The sequence below is a fragment of the Streptomyces melanosporofaciens genome (genome assembly GCF_900105695.1).
Lineage (GTDB): Bacteria > Actinomycetota > Actinomycetes > Streptomycetales > Streptomycetaceae > Streptomyces > Streptomyces antimycoticus.
The window spans coordinates 6,532,617-6,549,702 of the sequence record NZ_FNST01000002.1; the positions used below are offsets into that span (position 1 = coordinate 6,532,617).

Annotated in this window: 10 protein-coding genes and 1 pseudogene; 7 read left to right on the forward strand and 4 right to left on the reverse strand. The window is 72.0% G+C overall.

The annotated features are described in order from the left end of the window. The first annotated feature begins 530 nt into the window (after positions 1–530). From BLV72_RS51590 to BLV72_RS31155, 5 genes are all read left to right on the forward strand, one after another. Positions 531–923, forward strand: a complete 393-nt coding sequence (locus BLV72_RS51590; RefSeq protein WP_342030682.1) for a DUF7848 domain-containing protein — start codon at positions 531–533, stop codon at positions 921–923. Next, a complete protein-coding gene (locus BLV72_RS31140; protein WP_093466426.1) occupies positions 920–1,369 on the forward strand; it encodes a DUF7848 domain-containing protein in 450 nt (149 codons plus the stop codon). Before BLV72_RS51590 ends, BLV72_RS31140 begins: the two co-directional genes overlap by 4 nt. Positions 1,370–2,008: 639 nt before the next feature. Next, complete coding sequence (locus BLV72_RS31145; protein WP_093466428.1) at positions 2,009–3,607, forward strand: amidase family protein; 1,599 nt, start codon at positions 2,009–2,011, stop codon at positions 3,605–3,607. A gap of 144 nt (positions 3,608–3,751) precedes the next feature. After that, on the forward strand, positions 3,752–4,693 hold the full coding sequence (locus BLV72_RS31150; protein ID WP_093466430.1) for an NAD-dependent epimerase/dehydratase family protein: 942 nt from the start codon (positions 3,752–3,754) through the stop codon (positions 4,691–4,693). Positions 4,694–4,719: 26 nt separating this feature from the next. Beyond that, positions 4,720–8,175, forward strand: coding sequence for an aminotransferase class I/II-fold pyridoxal phosphate-dependent enzyme (locus BLV72_RS31155; RefSeq protein WP_280143023.1), 3,456 nt, complete (start codon positions 4,720–4,722; stop codon positions 8,173–8,175). 22 nt (positions 8,176–8,197) lie between these two features. Here BLV72_RS31155 and BLV72_RS31160 read toward each other — a convergent pair whose 3' ends face one another. From BLV72_RS31160 to BLV72_RS31175, 4 genes and pseudogenes are all read right to left on the reverse strand, one after another. Then, positions 8,198–8,767 (reverse strand): toxin, encoded by a 570-nt coding sequence (locus BLV72_RS31160; protein ID WP_093466431.1) that lies wholly within the window; start codon positions 8,765–8,767, stop codon positions 8,198–8,200. A 13-nt stretch (positions 8,768–8,780) separates the two neighbouring features. Then, positions 8,781–9,220 (reverse strand): annotated as a pseudogene (locus tag BLV72_RS31165) (helix-turn-helix domain-containing protein). Between the two features lie 318 nt (positions 9,221–9,538). Beyond that, positions 9,539–10,693 (reverse strand): MAB_1171c family putative transporter, encoded by a 1,155-nt coding sequence (locus BLV72_RS31170; protein WP_093466433.1) that lies wholly within the window; start codon positions 10,691–10,693, stop codon positions 9,539–9,541. 29 nt (positions 10,694–10,722) lie between these two features. Further along, entirely contained in the window at positions 10,723–11,451 is a 729-nt protein-coding gene (locus BLV72_RS31175; protein ID WP_093466434.1) for a TetR/AcrR family transcriptional regulator, read from the reverse strand. Positions 11,452–11,597: 146 nt separating this feature from the next. On the opposite strand from BLV72_RS31175, the gene BLV72_RS31180 reads away from it, so the two are divergent. Continuing rightward, entirely contained in the window at positions 11,598–14,816 is a 3,219-nt protein-coding gene (locus tag BLV72_RS31180; protein ID WP_093466436.1) for an NACHT domain-containing protein, read from the forward strand. Between the two features lie 206 nt (positions 14,817–15,022). Further along, the gene (locus BLV72_RS31185; RefSeq protein WP_093466437.1) at positions 15,023–17,083 is read left to right on the forward strand and encodes an ATP-binding protein; all 2,061 of its coding nucleotides are present in this window, start codon (positions 15,023–15,025) and stop codon (positions 17,081–17,083) included. Positions 17,084–17,086: the final 3 nt, after the last annotated feature.

Below are 17,086 nucleotides of genomic sequence, written 5' to 3' on the forward strand. Positions count from 1 at the left end.
CAGGGTAGTCCCCGGTTCCTCGCAACGGGGTTCCCCAAAGTCGCTTGCGGGGTTCCCCATTCGCGGTTCTCTCGGAGGTCTGCCGCCTCGAAGCTCATGGAACACGTGCAGTGCGCCCCAAAGGGTGCCCCCGCGACGGGCCAACGTCCGGGGGCGCGGGCCACCTGTACACATGAGAGAAAGGACAGGCAGCCGTGCGCAAGAGTAGCCACGATCACCCGAACGTGGGGATGCTGGTACGAGATACGGCCACCGACCGCCTGGGTAGCTACATGGGCCGGGGCGAACCATGCTTAATGCTCGGGCCCCAGCACGGTGGCAAGGAATGGCAGGCACGCCCGGAAGACCTTCGCCCGGCAGAGGTGAGCCGTGCCTGAGCGCGAAGTCTCCGAACACCCCCGCGCCGCTGACATTGAGCAACTTCAAGCCGCGTACCTCATGCACCGGACCGAGTGCCAGACGTGCACGCCCGACCAGTCGTGCGACATAGCGCGACGGCTGGAAGAGGCACGACGTGCGGCAGGGGTGTCATGAGTGCGAATTGTGCGGAGTGCGCCCGTCTGGAGCGCGAGAAGGAAGCGGCGCGTCAGGCGGGGGACCTGAGCAAGGTCACCGACTGTGCCGTGTTACTCAAGCGCCACCCCGACCACAGCAAGAGGAGCGCTCTCTGGAAGGGGGCGGGCATGAACCGGGCCACGTACCGTTTCCGTGAGTTCCAGCTCATCCCCGACACCGAGCCTGACGCCGAACCGATCACATTCGCCATGCAGTGCGCGGTGTGCGAGCAGACCGGGGAGCCCGGCGACGAGCAGGCCGCCGCGCACGCATGGGCGACCGGCCACCTGAAGGCGAACCCGGAGCACTTCACCTATCGGGAGATCAACACCCGCCCCTGCCGGTTCGAACCGGGAGCGTGGCAGTGACGCGAACCATCCTTAAAGGCTCGGACCTGGTGCTCAGCGCCGAACGCGCCCAGGGAGCGCCGGACGGGATCTATCTCGCCGAATGCATGACGTGCCCCGCCATGTCGGGGCGGGTGGACAGCGATCCCGGTCCCGTCGCGCGCTGGGCCATCCTCCACACCCAGCAACAAGGGCTGAATCACGGTCAGTTCCTCGTGACCGTTGAGCGTCACTGGCGCGTGGACCCCATACGGCCCCAGGACGGACACGGCACGGCTATGCCGCCCCCGGCCCGCAGCGCCGGCCAGGCGCCCGCCACGCACCGCGCCCCCGGACGCTGGGGTGCCTGCTGGCGGCGCGTCGTGGCGTGGCTGGGGCGATTCGCCGGACCGCTGGTCCTGACCATGTTCATCGTGACCGCCGGACTCGGCGGCTACCTCATCGGGACCGGCCAGGACACCGGCTGACCCGCTGAAGACGCCCGCACGGCCGGGGACGCTCCCCCGTAGCCTCCAGTCGCGCGGGAACGGTGGCTCTCCCGACCGGACAAGCCCCGAGCCCGATGGGCAGACGTGCCCACGCCGAGCGGACGCGCTTGAGGCTCCCGCCCCGGTCCGCCCCTTCACCGGAGCGCCGCGCACCGCGCGGTCAGAGCGCCACCAACCAGCCCCGTCCCCGACTGATCACGACCGGGGGCGGGGCACTTCCATGCCCGCTGACCTGCCGGTATGCTCCAGAACACTTACTTACGAGCATCGGGGCTTCCCGAAACTGGGGCTCCGCCCCAGACCTCGGACTGGAGCTGCGCCCCTGGACCCCGGGTTGGGGCTGTGTCCCCAGGGCCCGGGTCTGGGTTGCGCTCCAGGGCCCGGGTCGGGGCTGTGCCCCCAGAGCCCGGACTTGGGGCTGCGCCCCCGGACCGAGGCTGTGCCCCAGAGCCGGGGTCCAGGGGCGGAGTCCTTGGTAGCGGGAAGGGGCGGGGAGGGGACAGATCCGCCGGACACCCGTAGGCGTCCGCGCCCAAGCTCGGCGCGTAACCCCCTTGTGCTGGACCGCCGGCCCGTAGTCCGCTGACCTCCATGAGGAGCATGAGGGTCATGAGCGCTATGAGGAAGCCGAGCCTCGCCACGCTGGTCGCCGCCCTGGTGGTGGGCTCCCTCTGCGCGGGCGCACCTCGACCGCGGGCCGAGGCCGCCGAGGCCGGCGGCGGCATGTCGTCGCCGCCGACCGCTTCCCCCGCCGAACTCGGCGTCGATCTCGACACCGTGACGATCCCCGAACTCCAGGCGCGTATGGCGGGCGGCTCGCTGACCTCGTCGGCCCTGACCAGCGCCTATCTGCGGCGGATCAAGGCCATCGACCCCACGATCCACGCGGTGCTGCGCACCGACCCGACCGCCCTGCGGCAGGCGGCCGCCAGCGACGTCAGGCACCGGCACGGCGCCACCCGCGGCCCGCTCGACGGCATCCCGGTCCTGCTCAAGGACAACGTGAACACCCGCGGCCTGCCCACGACCGCCGGATCGCTGGCGCTGGCCGGCAGCCCGCCGGACACGGATGCCGCCCTGGTGACGCGACTGCGTGACGCGGGGGCGGTGATCCTCGGCAAGACCAATCTGTCCGAGTGGGCCAACTTCCGCGCCGCGAAGCCGACATCGGGGTGGTCGGCCGTGGGCGGGCAGACCAACAACCCCTACGTACTGGACCGGAACCCGTGCGGGTCGTCCGCCGGTTCGGGTGCCGCGCTCGCCGCGTCGCTGGCGCAGGTGGCGATCGGTACCGAGACGGACGGCTCCATCGTGTGCCCGGCGGGGATGAACGGGGTGGTCGGCCACAAGCCCAGCCTCGGCCTCGTCAGCCAGGACGGAGTGGTCCCGATCTCCGCCGAGCAGGACACCGCCGGGCCCATGGCGCGCAACGTGATCGACACCGCGCTCACCTTCTCGGTGCTCAGCGGCCAACGCAGCGAGGGCAAGCCGACCAGCCCGGGCAAGCCGACCAGCCCGGGCGGGCTGCGCGGCAAACGCATCGGCCTGTGGCGGCTGCCCTCGCTCGGACCGGAGGTGGACGCCGTGATGACCCGTACCGCGAAACGACTGCGTACCGCGGGAGCCGAGGTCGTCGAGGTGACACCGCCGTATCAGCAGCGGCTGGCCGAGCTCGAATTCCCCGCGTTGCTCAGCGAGTTCCACCGGGACATCGACGCCTACCTCGCCACCCGAGAGGGGCCGCGCAACCTCGCCGAGCTGATCGAATTCAACCGCACCCACCCGGGGGAGCAGACCTGCTTCGCCGGTCAGGAGCTGTTCGAGCAGGCTCTTGCCGCGCCTGCCACCACCGACCCGGAATACCGGGCCATGCGCACCGAGTTGAAGGACCTCTCCCGGCGTTCCATCGACGAGACCATGGCCACCCACCATCTGGACGCCATCGCCTCGCCGACCAACCCGCCCGCCTGGACGACCGACTGCGCACGGGGCGACAACGACGTGATCCCGTCCTCGACCCCCGCCGCCGTGGCCGGATACCCCTCCCTGTCGGTGCCCGCCGGATTCGTGGACGAACTGCCGGTGGGCCTGCTCCTGATGGCCGGTGACCACGAGGACAGCGAGCTCCTGTCGCTGGGCGCCGCGGCGGAGCGGCGACTTCACGCCTGGCGGGCGCCGCGCTATCTGCCGTCGGTGGGGACCGGCGCCTCCCGCTGAACGGTCCGGCCGTGGCGTCCGGCCCCCGGGGCACCGCCCGGACGCCATCGGTCACCGACCAGATCGGGACAACTTCCACCGCACCCGAACGGGCGTCGGAAAGTCTGCCCCAATGGCCACAGATTCTCGCGCTAGTGTGCGCGCGTGAGCCTTCATGTCGTCATAGGATTCGGGCCCGCCGGAGCGGCCACCGCTCGGCTGCTGGCCGAAAAGGGCCATTCGGTACGGGTCGTCACCACATCGGGCCGAAGCCCCGAACCGGGCATCGAGCATGTCGCGCTGGACGCGACGGACAGCGCACTACTGACCGAGGCCGCGCAGGGCGCGGCCGCCATCTACAGCTGTGCCGCACCGCCCTACCACCGCTGGGCGAGCGAGTGGCCGCCGCTGGCCTCGTCGCTGTGCGCGGCCGCCGAGGCGACCGGGGCCGTCCTGGTCATCCTGGGCAACCTCTACGGCTACGGCCCGGTGGACGGCCCCATGACCGAGGAGCTGCCGCTCGCGGCGACCGGCACCAAGGGCCGGGTGCGCGCCGCCGTGTGGGAGCAGGCGCGGGACCTCCATGAGCAGGGCCGGATCAAGGCGGTCGAGGTACGGGCGTCGGACTTCTTCGGGCCCGGGGTGACCGACGGCGGGCATCTGGCCGCGCGGGTCATGCCCAAGGTGCTGCGCGGCAAGCCCGTTTCCTCGCTCGGGGACCCGGACACCCCGCACAGCTGGAGCTATCTCCCCGATGTGGCCGCCGCTCTGGCCGAGGTCGCGGGCGAGGAGCGGGCCTGGGGCCGGGCCTGGCACGTACCGACGGCGCCCGCGCACTCCACCCGGGAGATGGTCGACCGCCTCGCCACGCAGGCGGAGACCGGGCCGGTCGCGGTGCGCAGGCTGCCGTCCGCCGTGCTGGGTCTGGCATCGCTGGTCTCTCCGCTGCTGCGCGAACTGAAGGAGGTCCGCTACCAGTTCGACCGTCCCTTCGTCGTGGATGCGAGCGCCTACGAAGCCGCGTTCGCGGTGCGCGCCACCCCCGTCGACGAGCAGGTCAAGGCGACGGTCGAGTGGTGGCGCGAGCGACAGTCCACCGCCGGGTGACATCCGTGACAGCGAAGGGTTCCCAAGTGGGTTCAGCTGGTACGCGGCGTGATGACGTCGCGATCGTGGGAATGGCCTGCCGGTTCCCGGGGGCGCGGAACGTCAACCAGTACTGGCGGCTCCTCACCGAGCCGCGAGCGCAGTTCACAGCCGTCCCCGACGCGCGGTGGCGCACCGCCACCTTCCTCAGCGACAACTTACGTGACACATCCTCGGCCTATACGGACACCATGGCCCTGCTGCCGGACGTCGGCCACTTCGACGCGGCGCACTACGGCATCCCGCCACGGCGGGCCAGATCGATGGATCCGCAGGGCCGGCTGCTGATCGACCTGGCCCGGGAGGCGATCCAGGACGCCGGATGGGAGGCCGAGGGCTTCGACCGCGAGGAGACCTCGGTGATCACGGCGCTCACCGAGAGCGGCTACCGCGAACTCAGCACCATGCAGATCCGGATGCGCCAGCTGACCGGCGGCGAGTTCGGGGCGCGGGCGAGCGACCCCCGGTGGCCGGAGACGGTCCGCGCGGTGGACGGGCTGCACGGCTCCTCGGTGGCCGGGCTGCTGCTCAACATGGGGCCGAACACGGTCAGTTCGGTCTTCGATCTGCACGGCGAGAGCTATGCGCTGGACTCGGCGTGCTCCGGTGGACTCATGGCCGTGGCCAACGCCGTGTTCGCACTGCGCGCGGGCCGCTGCCGGATCGCGCTCGCGGGGGGCGCCCAGCTCATCCTCGCCCCGGACCTGCTGGTGGGGCTGTGCCGGATCGGCGCCATCTCGCGCAGCGGCAGATGCCTGCCGTTCGGCGCGGAGGCCGATGGCTTCGTCCTGGGGGAGGGCGCCGGGGTCCTGGCGCTGCGCCCGCTGGCCGACGCGCTGGCCGCCGGTGACCGGGTCTACGCGGTGATCCGGGGCGTGGGCACGGCCAACGACGGGACCGTACAGGGCGGTATGCACCCTCAGGCGGCCGGTCAGCTCAGGGCCCTGCGCCGGGCCTACCGCGACGCGGACCTGGCCCCGGACGCGGTGGGATACCTCGAGGCGCACGGCACCGGGACCACGGTCGGCGATCCGGTCGAGGTCGGTGTCCTGCGGGAACTGCGGGGCGAGCGGGGCGCACCCGCCTTCCTCGGCGCGGTGAAGGCGGTGGTCGGCCACGCGCTCAACGCCGCGGGGATCGCCGGCCTCGTCAAGACCGTACTGGCCGTGCACCGGGGGGTGATACCGCCACAGCCGGACTTCGACCTGGCCGACCGCTCCGGACTCGACGCCGCGCGGCTGGCCATCCCGACGAAGCCGACCGGCTGGCCCGACCCCGGGCAGCCGCGCCGGGCGGGCGTGAGCGCCTTCGGCTTCGGCGGCACCGGTGTCCATCTGGTGGTGGAGGAGTGTGCCACGGCACCGGCCCGCCCCGCACCGGACGGCGGGCCGCATCTGCTGGTGCTCAGCGCCCGCGACCGGGCCGGACTGGCCCGCTACGCCCGGGAGCTGGCCCATACCCTCGCCGATGACCGGCCGTCGCTGGCCGGGGTGGCGGACACCCTGGCCCGCCGGGCTCCCCTCACCGAACGCCTCGCCCTGGTGGCGGAGGACGCCGCCGACGCCGCCACCCGGCTGACCGCGGCCGCCGAGGCCGTGGCCGTCGGCCGCACCGGGGATCTCGGGGCGGGGCTGGTGGCCGGCACCGTGCCCCCCGGCGAGCTGCCGGAGGCCGCCGTACCGGAGCCGGGCTCGCTGTCCGCCGACGCGCGCTCGGCCGCACTGGGCCGGCTCGCACAGCGCGTGGTCACCGGCGCGGAGCTTCGCCCGGTGGGGGAGCGCATACCCCCCATCACCCTGCCGCCGAGCCCGCTCGCCCCGCGCCACCACTGGGTGGTGGACGAGTCGGCACGCGCTCCCGTGGAAGAGGACACCTCCCATGCCCTCGGGGCCGTGGGGGAGGGCCGGACCGGGCCGGTGGGCGCGCCCGCGGCGGCGCGGGGCGGCGGGACCTCCGCCGGGTCCATCGTGCTCGAAGAGCTGTCGCGGACCGGCGTCTTTCCGCTCGCCGACCTGACCGAGCGGATGCAACTGGTGGCCGACCTCGGCTTCGACTCCCTGATGCTGCAGGAGCTGGAGGTCAACATCGGCAAGCGCATACCGGGATTCCGCACCGAGGAGATCTTCTCGCCCGACCTCACCGTGGAACGGCTGGTCGCGCTCGTCGATCCGTATCTCCCACCGGAGCCTGCCGCCGGTGCGCCGCTGCCCCAGCAGCCGCGGGCGGACTGGGACGCGGCGAGTGCCTGCGCCGATGACTTCCCCGAGGTGCGGCAGTTCGAGGAGCGCTTGAGCGCGATCGCCGGCAGCGGCGCGGACTTCCCGTACTTCCGGGTCCATCAGGGCAACATCCGCGACATGACGGTGATCGACGGACGGCCGTACCTGTCCTTCGGCAGCTACAACTACCTGGGGCTCTCCGGTCATCCGGCGGTCAACGAGGCCGTGCACCGGGCGGTGGACCGGTACGGCACCTCGGTCTCCGCGAGCCGGGTGCTCTCCGGCGAACGGGAGCTGACCGTACGGCTGGAGCGGGCGCTCGCCGACTTCCTCGGCGTCCCGGACTGCCTGGCGCTGGTCAGCGGCCACGCCACCAATGTCACCGCGATAGGGCATCTCGTCGGCGCGCGGGACCTGGTGGTGCACGACGCGCTGGCCCACGACAGCATCCTCCAGGGCTGTGCCCTGTCCGGGGCGGCGCGGCGCCCGTTCCCCCACAACGACATCGCCGGGCTGGAGGACGCGCTGCGGCGCAACCGGTCCCGGTTCAGACGGGTGCTGATCGCCGTCGAGGGCGCCTACAGCATGGACGGCGACCTGGTCGACCTGCCCGCCGTGATCGAGCTGAAGCGGCGCTACGGCGCCCTGCTGATGGTCGATGAGGCGCACAGCATCGGCACGGTGGGCGAACGCGGCCGTGGTGTGGGCGAGTTCTTCGGCGTCGACCGGTCCGGTGTGGATCTGTGGATGGGCACCCTGTCCAAGACGTTCGCCAGTTGCGGCGGCTATCTCGGCGGCTCGGCACGGATGGTGCGGTGGCTGCGGCATACGCTGCCCGGCTTCGTCTACAGCGTCGGGCTGACCCCCGCCAACGCGGCCGCGGCCCTGGCCGCCACCGAGCTGATCCTCGCGGAGCCGCACCGGGTGGCCGCCCTGCGGCGCAACGCGGAGCTCTTCCTGGGCCTGGCCGCCGCGGCCGGTCTGGCGACCGGCTCCAGCGCCCACACGCCGATCGTGCCGTGTGTGCTCGGCGACTCGGCGCGGACCCTGCGCGTCGCGGACCGGCTGTTCGACCGCGGTGTCATCGCCGATCCGATCTTCCACCCGGCCGTCGAGGAGGGGCTCGCCAGGCTGCGGTTCTTCGTCACCAGCGAGCACCGCGACGACGACATCCGGCGCACCGTGGCGATCCTGGCCGAGGAGGTGGCAGCCGCCGGGGGATGAGGGGGACACCGTCGGATCCACGTCAGATCAGGGTGCGTTCGATCCGGCTGAGCATGGCGCCCTGTCCGGATTCGCCGGAGCACGCGGCGGGGGCGGTGCCATGCCGCTCCTCGGTGCCGCCCACCCGCTGGGAGAGCAGATAGGCGATGATCTCCGCCTCCTGCTCCTGGACGTCGTCGTAGGTCGCGCGCAGGAGCATGTCACGCACGAGGTCGGGGTCGAGGTTGGGGAAGAGGAGGCGGGCGCTCGCCTCGTCCAGCCAACCCGCCCCGCGATGGCAGCAGATGATGTGGCCCAGCTCATGCAAGATGATGTGCTCCTGATGCGCGCTGGTCGTGTTGGCGTCGTAGAAGATGAGGTCCTCGTCGCGGGCGGCGACCCACATGCCGCACGGGTGCGTCGCGGGCATCTGCATCGGGACCAGCGTGATGGGGCGGCCGCGGACCTCGCCGAGATAGCGGCAGAGCTCGGCCACATCGGCCACCTCCGGCAGGTCGAGGTCGGCGATCCGCCGCGCTCCCGCCTTCCGGAGCTTCTTGAGCTGACTGCGCCGGTCGTGGTCGGCCGACCGTCCCTTGTTGGCGCTCCTCACCCAGCCGCACCCCTCATTCCTGGTCCGAGGTGTCGGTGACGGGCGGAAGGCCCTGAAGCTGCCGGTACTGGTCCATGATGGTCGTGATGGCCTCGAGGTTCTCCTTCTTCATGCCGGCCGCCCGCATCGCCACGGCGCGGACCCCGGCCTGCCGGAGCGCCTCGATGGCGGCGACCTCGCCGAGCACGGACTCGGCGACCTGGTCGTCGAAGAAGTAGGCCACCGACACGCCGAAGAAGCGCGCCAGGGCGGCCAGCAGGTCCGGTGAGGGATTGGAGCGCTTGCCCGTCCGCAACTGCGACAGATACACCCCCCGACCTTGAGCTCGGGGTTGGCCCGCTTCAGCTCCTCCGCCACCTCGGCGTTGGTCCAGTGCTTGCCCTTGGGACGAACCGTCTTGAAGAGGTTGTCCAGACGCACTGCCAGCGTGGGCCGGTCGTCAGTCTCGGACATGCGAATCTCCCTCCCTCACCTCCTCGGCTTTGCCCCCGGCTAATCGTCAGTTTCGCAGATTAGCGGTCAGTTGACAATCTGGCCCAACTCCGCCAACGTGGACCTCGCCGATAGCTGCCAGCTAACTCCGCTCACGGGGGTGGCCGAGTAGGTTGTCAGTTCTGTCGGCCGGTTCGGCCCGGTCTTCCAGGGCTGTGCCGAGCTGGGCCGGGCGGGGCCACCCGCTCGGCCCGGAAGTAAGGAAAACGGGGGAATCACGGGGGAAATCCCGCTCGGCCTGACGGGGGCAGACCGGGCGGGATCCCTCTCGTCCCCCTTTCAGCGCGCTTTGGCGAGCCGCCGGTAGGCGGAGGCCACCTTGGTGAGCCAGACGACCTCGGCGGTGAAGTTGTCCGTGTCGCGGTCCTCGAAGTCGCCGGTGTCCGCGTTGTCATCGGGAATGATGCCGGTGCGCTTGGCGTGCAGGGCCTGCCTGATCTGCGCCGCCTCGGCGAACGCCTGCCGGGACTCCTCGCTCCCCTTGGCGCCGACCTGGCCGTCGCCGCCCGTGGTGCGGTCGATATAGGGGCGCAACTCCCGCCAGCCGTCCCGTATTTCGATCACCCGCCGGTGGAGCCGGTAGTTGAGGTCGGAGACCGCGGCCCCCGGCGGCTCCAGGACGATGTCCGGAGAGGACTCGTACAGATCCCGCCACAGCGGGTACAGGGCCCGGTAGGACCGGTAACCACGCGCCCACTCCAGCAACTTGGTGGCCGAGGGCCCCCAGGAGGAGATCGTCAGGGCGAGCGAGAGGGTGACGATGCCCAGCGCGCTGAAGACGGAGGCGGCGAGCGTCCAGCCGCCGATGTCGAGCCCGCCCGCGGCCGTGAGCACGTTGACCACCCTGGCCAGGCAGTAGAGGAAGAGGATCACCGCGGCGACGGAGAGCATCCGCAGCGCCTGCCCCAGCGAGGTCTTGCCCGCCATCCTGGCGTAGGGCACGCACTGGCGCAGGATGGTGACGCACGGAATGGCCTGGGAGACCATGAAGACCAGGAGGTAGGTGAGGATCAGCGGCCGGCCGCTGCCGGTGTTGAAGTCCTCGGCCGGCCGCCCGGGGCCGTCGGCGATGAAGAACAGCGCCGTCAGCAGCGCGTCGAGGGCGACGCCGATGATCAGCCAGTAGCGGGCCCTGCGCCCCGACTCCTCGGTGGCGGACGCCCAGTGCAGCAGGATGATCTGCGCGCTGACGCAGAAGGCGACCGCCGACAGATGCATCACCAGGATCGCGAGGTTGCCGACGCCCAGGAAGCGTTCGCTCCCCATGGCGAAGGCACCCATCGTGAAGGTGAGGCACTGCAGCAGCAGGGTGATCACGAGTGCGCGGTAGGCGGTGTCCCGCCAGCTGCGCCTGACCTGGAACAGTCGGTAGATCAGCGCGGCGTACGACGACAGCGCCGCGATGACGAAGCAGAGAGTCTTGATGGTGGTCACGGCCCTTTCCCCCACAGGTGCCGAACGGTTCAGTCGGTGTGCTCGCCCAAGGGAACCACGAGTCCGATCCCCTCGGCCGCGACCGCGATGGCGTAGTCGAAGAACGCGGTCTCGTCCCGGACGCTGTCATGGGTACGGCTGAAGACCTGGAAGACCAGGAGCCCGACCAGACTGCTCCACAGCACGATGCCGCGCTCGATGAGGTCCGAGAACGGAGCCTCGGGCGCCCCGCCGAAGAGCGCCTCGGCCTCCGGCAGAAGCAGCGGCGGCCCCGGCACCTGACGCCGGGGCGCGGTGAGTTCACCGGCCTCCAGCGCCGAACGCACGATGCCGGCCAGCACCGCCGGGGTGCGTGAGGCGGGCGGGACCGTGTCCTGCGGGGCGTGGTAGTCCGGCACGGGCGAGCCGTAGACCAGCGTGAACTCGGCGGGGTTGGCGAAGGACCACCGGCGCAGCGCGCGGGTGGCCGCGAGGAGCCGCGCCCCCGCCGACGCGCCGGCGTCCCTGGCGGCCTGATCGGCCTGCTCCATCGCGGCGCCGGAGTCGTTGTAGGCGTCGATGAGCAGCGCGGTCAGCAGCTCGTCCCGATGCGGAAAGACGGTTTCCACATCGCTGAGGGCGAGTCCGCCCTCTCGGGCGACGGCGTCCAGGGTCAGCCCCCCGGCCCCCAGTTTCACCAGCAGTTGGCGTGCGGTGGTCTTGATGACCGCCTGCGGCCTGGTGTTTTCATCGGCGGAAGCTGTTCCGGAAACATCCATGGGCCAAACCGTACCGGTGCGACCGCGCTTCGCGCTCCGTGGACTCTCACCCTGGAGGGGTCTTCGCGGCTATGGTGAGCGGCAGGTGAGGGGTTGCACGGGGCTCGGCGGGGAACGCGCGCCGACGCCGCGAGGGAGGGGCTGCTGTGGACGGCGGCACGGTGGGGCTGCGGATCGCATCGGCAGTGGTCGTACCGGTGGTCAAACGGCTGCTGCTGCCGCCCGCGAGCGCGCCCGGGGCGGAGTACGGCGAGCGGCCCGTTCCGATCCGCCGGCTCGTCTCCTTCGCCCGGGAGCACCGCACCCTCACCGAGGACGATCTGCACAAGCTCGCCCGCGAGTTGGTCCGCCGCGCCGTGCGGGCCGCCGGGCCGCACGATCCGCCGATCGGCGCCGACGAGCACGACTCCGTCGGCCAGGCGCTGACCCGCACCCTGCACGCCCTCGGCGATCTCGACATGGACGACGTCCACGCCTTCGCGCTCGGCCCCGAGCGGCTGGCCGCGGAGCTGTCCCGGCGCGCGGGCCCCGACACGCGCAGGCTGCTGAGCGACGACGCCGCCCGCTTCCACGACCGGCTGCTGGAGACGGCCTGCCTCCATCTCATGCGCTTCTTCAGCCAGCGGCCCGGATTCGCGGCCCGAGCCCAGATCGAGCAGAGCCGCGAGATCCGGGAGCAGAGCGAGAAATTGGACTCAATCCTGCGGCGGCTGCCGGACATCAGCCACCAGGACATCCAGTTCGAGGAGGAGTACGCGCGCTACGTCGTCGAGTGCCACGGCAGGCTCACGATCTACGGCGTCGACCTCCGCGAACCGGACGGCCAGGACTGGCCGCTGGAGACCGCCTATCTGAGCCTGGAGGCCAGGCCGTACCGCGACGGCACCGACCGGGTCCCGGTGGTGAACGGCGAGCCCGGCGCCGACCGGGACACCGAGGCCGAGCGGGCCGCGGGCCCGGCCGAGGCGGTCTTCGCCAGCCATGAGCGCGTCCTGCTGCGCGGTGTCGCCGGCACCGGCAAGACCACCCTCGTCCAGTGGCTGGCGCTCTCCACGGCCCAGCAGGATCGGGTGCCGGGCGGGCTCTCGCAGCTGTTCGGGCGCGTGCCCTTCGTCCTGCCGCTGCGCACCCTGGCGCGCCGGGACTCCGAGCTGCCCATGCCCGATGACTTCCTGCGCTGGATCGGCTGCCCGCTGGTGGGCACCGAGCCCGACGGCTGGGCCGCGCGGGTGCTGCGGCACGGGCGCGGTGTGCTCCTGATCGACGGGGCCGACGAGATCCCGAAGGACGACCGGGCCCGGGTGCGGGCCTGGCTGAAGAAGCTGCTCGCCGTCTTCCCCGGCAATCTGTGGCTGCTCACCTCCCGCCCCTCGGCCCTCGAACGGGGCTGGCTGGCCCGCGAGGGCTTCCAGGAGTTCGCGCTCGCCGCGATGCGGCCCGCCGACATGAAGCAGTTCATCCGGCGCTGGCACACCGCGGCGGGAGCCTCCCAGGAACTCGGCGAGTCGCTCTCGCTGTCGCTGCGCAGCAGCCCCGAGCTGAGCCGCCTGGCGACCAACCCGCTGATGTGCGGCCTGATCTGCGCCCTGCACCGGGAGCGGCGCGGCTTCCTGCCCCAGGGCCGCGCCTCCCTGTACGAGGCGGCGCTCTCCATGCTGCTGGAGCGGCGCGACCTGGAGCGCGAGGTCTACGGCCGCAGCCGTCCGGCCCTGGACCAGAAGTCGGCCACCGAGCCGCTCCAGAGGCTCGCGTACTGGCTGATCCGCAACGAGCGGACGCAACTGGACCGTCCCGATGCGGTGAACGTGGTGCGGCGGCTGCAGCCCTCCGTCCCGCGCCTCGCGGACGTCGGAACGGCGGAGGAGGCCCTCCAGCATCTGCTGGAGCGCTCCGGACTGCTGCGCGAACCGGCCCCGGGCGCGGTCGACTTCATCCACCGCACCTTCCAGGACTTCCTGGGCGCCAGGGCCGTGCTGGAAGAGCGCGATATGGGCATGCTGGTGAACAACGCACACCTGGACCAGTGGGAGGACGTGGTGCAGATGGCCGTCGCACAGGCTCGTCACCAAGAGCGTGCCGACCTGCTGACCCGGCTGCGCGAGCGGGGCGACCGGGAGCAGGACGCCACCGTCCAGGCGCGGCTGCGACTCCTCGCCCTCGCCTCCCTCGAACAGGCCACCCGCCTGGAGCCGACGGTGCGCGAGGCCATCGAGGACCGGGCCGCCCGGCTGCTGCCGCCGCGCAGCCTGCGCGAGGCCAGGTCGCTGGCGCAGACGGGCCCGCTGCTCCTGGGCCTGCTGCCCGACGCCAAGGACCTGGCGGGCGACGAGGAGCTGGCCACCGTCCACGCGATCTGCCAGATCGGCGGGGACGCCGCCATCCCCAGGCTCCGGGAGTTCCTGGGCACCGGCCAGCCCGCGGTGCGCGCGCAACTCCTCGCCCACTGGGACCGGTTCGACACCAAGGTGTACGCGGAGGAGATCGTACGGCCGCTCCTCGACACCGCCCCCGAGGAGATCGTCACGGTGCGCTCACCCGCCGAGCTGGAGGCGCTGCGCACCATGTCCGGCTATCAACGCGTGGGCCTGCACGGCGACTTCGCCCCGGAGGACATCCGCGCCTCGCTCGACCCGCGTCATCTGCGCGAGCTGCGCCTGCGCAACACCCTGCGGCTGGAGGACCTCACCCTGCTCTCCGCCTACCCGGAGCTGGAGACGGTCGCCCTGCAGGGATGCCGGAACGTCAAGGACCCCACGCCGCTGACCCGGCTGCCCCGGCTGCGGAGGCTGGAGCTGCGGGACCTCCCCCAGTTCGAGCCCCTGCTGAAGCTGGCCGACTGCCCCCGGCTGGAAGGGCTCCTGGTCGGACCGGAGGTGCCCTGGCGCGGTCTGCCCGACCTCCCGCGCCCCGCCGAGTTGCGGCTGCTCTCCCTGCCGTCGTCGGCGGCGCAGCTCGCCGGGATCGTGGAGTGCCGGGAGCTGGAGGAGCTGCGGCTGCAGGACGCCAGCGAGCGCCTGGCGCCGGACGAATGGGGCTCCCTCATCGCCGAGTTGCCGAATCTGCGCAAGCTGACGCTCTCCCCGCAGCAGCTGAGCATGCTGCTGTTCGCCCCCCGCACCGAGATCCCCCAGGTCACCCACCTGGACGTATGGGCCAGGGCCGGTTCCGCGGTGCCGCTGCGGCGCATCGCCCGGCGCCTTCCGGGGCTGGAGGAGATCCATCTCTCGCAGGTCGCGGAGCTCGATCTCGCCTCCCTCGCCGGACTGCCCCGGCTGCGCCGGGTGCGGCTCGTCTACCCGGGCGAGATACGCGGCGCGGACTCGCTCCCCGACAGCGTGGAACTCGACATCTACCCGCATCCCTGACCGGCGCCGCCGCGCACCCGGCACCCACCCGGCTCACACCCGGTGCCGCGATTACCTGGTGGGATGTTTACCCAACGGGTAAGTTCAAGAATGTAGGCGTAGTTGGTACGGATGTCAGCGGCTGATGTCTCGGGGGAGCGGTGCCGCCCGTCTCCGAGGTCACGGCTGCCGGGCAGCAGAGGACGACTGAGGCGGGACGCAGCAGGATGCGCGTATCGGAAGGGTCACCGCTCTATGGCCGGGACCCCCTGCTGCGCTCGCTCGTTCCCCGGCTGACCGGCCTGGCCTACGACGAGCGGTCCCGGGTGGGCCGGGAGCACCAGGGCGACCTTCCCGTGGTGCTGGTGACCGGATACCACGGCATGGGGCGCAGCGCGGTGCTCGAAGAGCTCGCCGCGCGCTACCGCGACCGGCTGCCGCTGGCCCATGTCCGCGCCGTGGCCACCGAATCCGAGACCTTCCCGCCCGCCCCGGCCGACGGCCGCGCCCCCACCGCCTCGACCCTCGTCGAGATCCTCGCGGAGCTGGTGTGCGGGCTCGCCCCCGATGTGCGCCGCCGCTTCCCGGTCCTGGTGCCCGGCCTGTTCGCCGTCTCCGGCTGGTACCCCGGCAACGGCGAGCAGCGGGACGTGGCGTGCCTGACGTTCGCCCGGCTGCTGCTTGCCTGCCGCCTCGCCGACGGGGACGAGAACGCGCTGAGACACGCCTGGGCCACCGCCGTCGAAGGTCGTCTGGAGACGATGGGCGCGCAGGCCGACGGGGAATGGGGCCGGGAGGCGGTCACCGCCGCCGTGGTGGCGGAGTACACCGACCGGTATCAGCCGGTCGCGGCACAGGAGTGGTACCGCCGGCGCTTCCCACGGGGCGCGGACGGCCAGGATCCGCTGGTGCTGCTCGGGGAGTGGTTCCAGCGCGGCGGCGACTACCGGCACGCGGCCGAGCAGAGCCTGATGGCCGCCTTCCTCCACGATGTCGCCTCCTCCTACGGCAGGCTGCAGCGCTGGAACCGGGAGCCCTGGCCGCTCATCCTGCTCGACGACGCCCACTTCCCGCCCGGGCAGGACTTCCTCGATCTGCTTCTCGAGCACCGGGCGCTGCCCGAACGCCCCGACCACGAGGAGCTCGTCGTCGTGGCCACCCGCCTCGGCGGCTTACCGGAGAACGCGTCGGCTGCCATCCGCCGCGACCTGCCCGACCTGGTGAAGTCCTCCGGTTGGCAGCGCAACGGCCTGGCCCCGTCCGCCGGGCTGCTCGCCGTACCCCTCACTCCACTGAGCCGGGACGACATCCTGCCCCTCCTGGTGCCGGACTGGCCCGCCCGGCCGCTCCACCCCTATCTGGCCTCCGCCGTGCACTCCCTGACCGGCGGGCATCCCGCCGTGACCACCGTCCTGTGCGCGGCCGTCCTGGACGCCACCAAGCGGGGCCGCGGTGTGGGCCCGCGCGACCTCCTCGAACTGCACGCCAAGGACGGCCGCGCCGTCACCGAAGCGCTCCTGGAGCGGCTGCTTCCCAACCGGCGCCAGCGCGACCGGCTGACCCTGCTCTCGCTCGCCCGCGACAGCACCGCGGCGGAGGCGCTGGCCGAGAATCTGCGTCTCCAGGGCCCGGACCAGCTCCCCGCCAACTCCGCCACCGACTACCTCGAAGAGCAGCAGTGGCAGCAACTCACCCCGCCCGACGAGCCGTTGGTCACCGACGCGCTGCTGCGGACGCTGCTCGTCCACGAGGCGCGCCGCACCTCGTCACGGGCCGAGGACGGCCGTAGCTGGCAGGACATCCACCGCTTCCTGCGGATGCACCACGCCCAGCGCGGGGAGAGCGGCGAGGCGGACGCCCTGCGGCACACCCTCGCGGCCGGAAACGCGGAGACGGTGGTGGCCATGCTGACGGAGGAGTTCCAGTCGGAGAAGGACGCCCAGGCCGCCGCCCACTGGCTGCTGTGCCTGCGGTACGCCGCCACCGCTCCCACCCCACCGGCCGCGGAGTGGACCGACGAACGGATGCAGATCGCCCTCGGCGCGCACGACGGCCGGTACGCCGAACTGCATGAGATCGAGCGCTGTGTGAACCGGCTGCTGCACGCCCTGTGGCACGTGTCCGAGCCGCACGCCGAGCCGGACCCCGATATGTGCAAGGCGGTCGGCGAAGAGCTGGCCTACCTCTCCCCGCGCCATCCGTCCTGGCACGCCGTCCTGGGTCAGGCCGCCCGCAGTTGGCCTGCGGCGGCACGGAAGAAGCGCCCCTTCCCTATATCCGGTCAGTGAGGA

Coding starts and splice junctions, on each gene's coding strand:
- BLV72_RS31185 (WP_093466437.1), top strand. CDS start 15,023: ATGCGCGTATCGGAAGGGTCACCGCTCTATGGCCGGGACCCCCTGCTG.
- BLV72_RS31145 (WP_093466428.1), top strand. CDS start 2,009: ATGAGGAAGCCGAGCCTCGCCACGCTGGTCGCCGCCCTGGTGGTGGGC.
- BLV72_RS31175 (WP_093466434.1), bottom strand. CDS start 11,451: ATGGATGTTTCCGGAACAGCTTCCGCCGATGAAAACACCAGGCCGCAG.
- BLV72_RS51590 (WP_342030682.1), top strand. CDS start 531: ATGAGTGCGAATTGTGCGGAGTGCGCCCGTCTGGAGCGCGAGAAGGAA.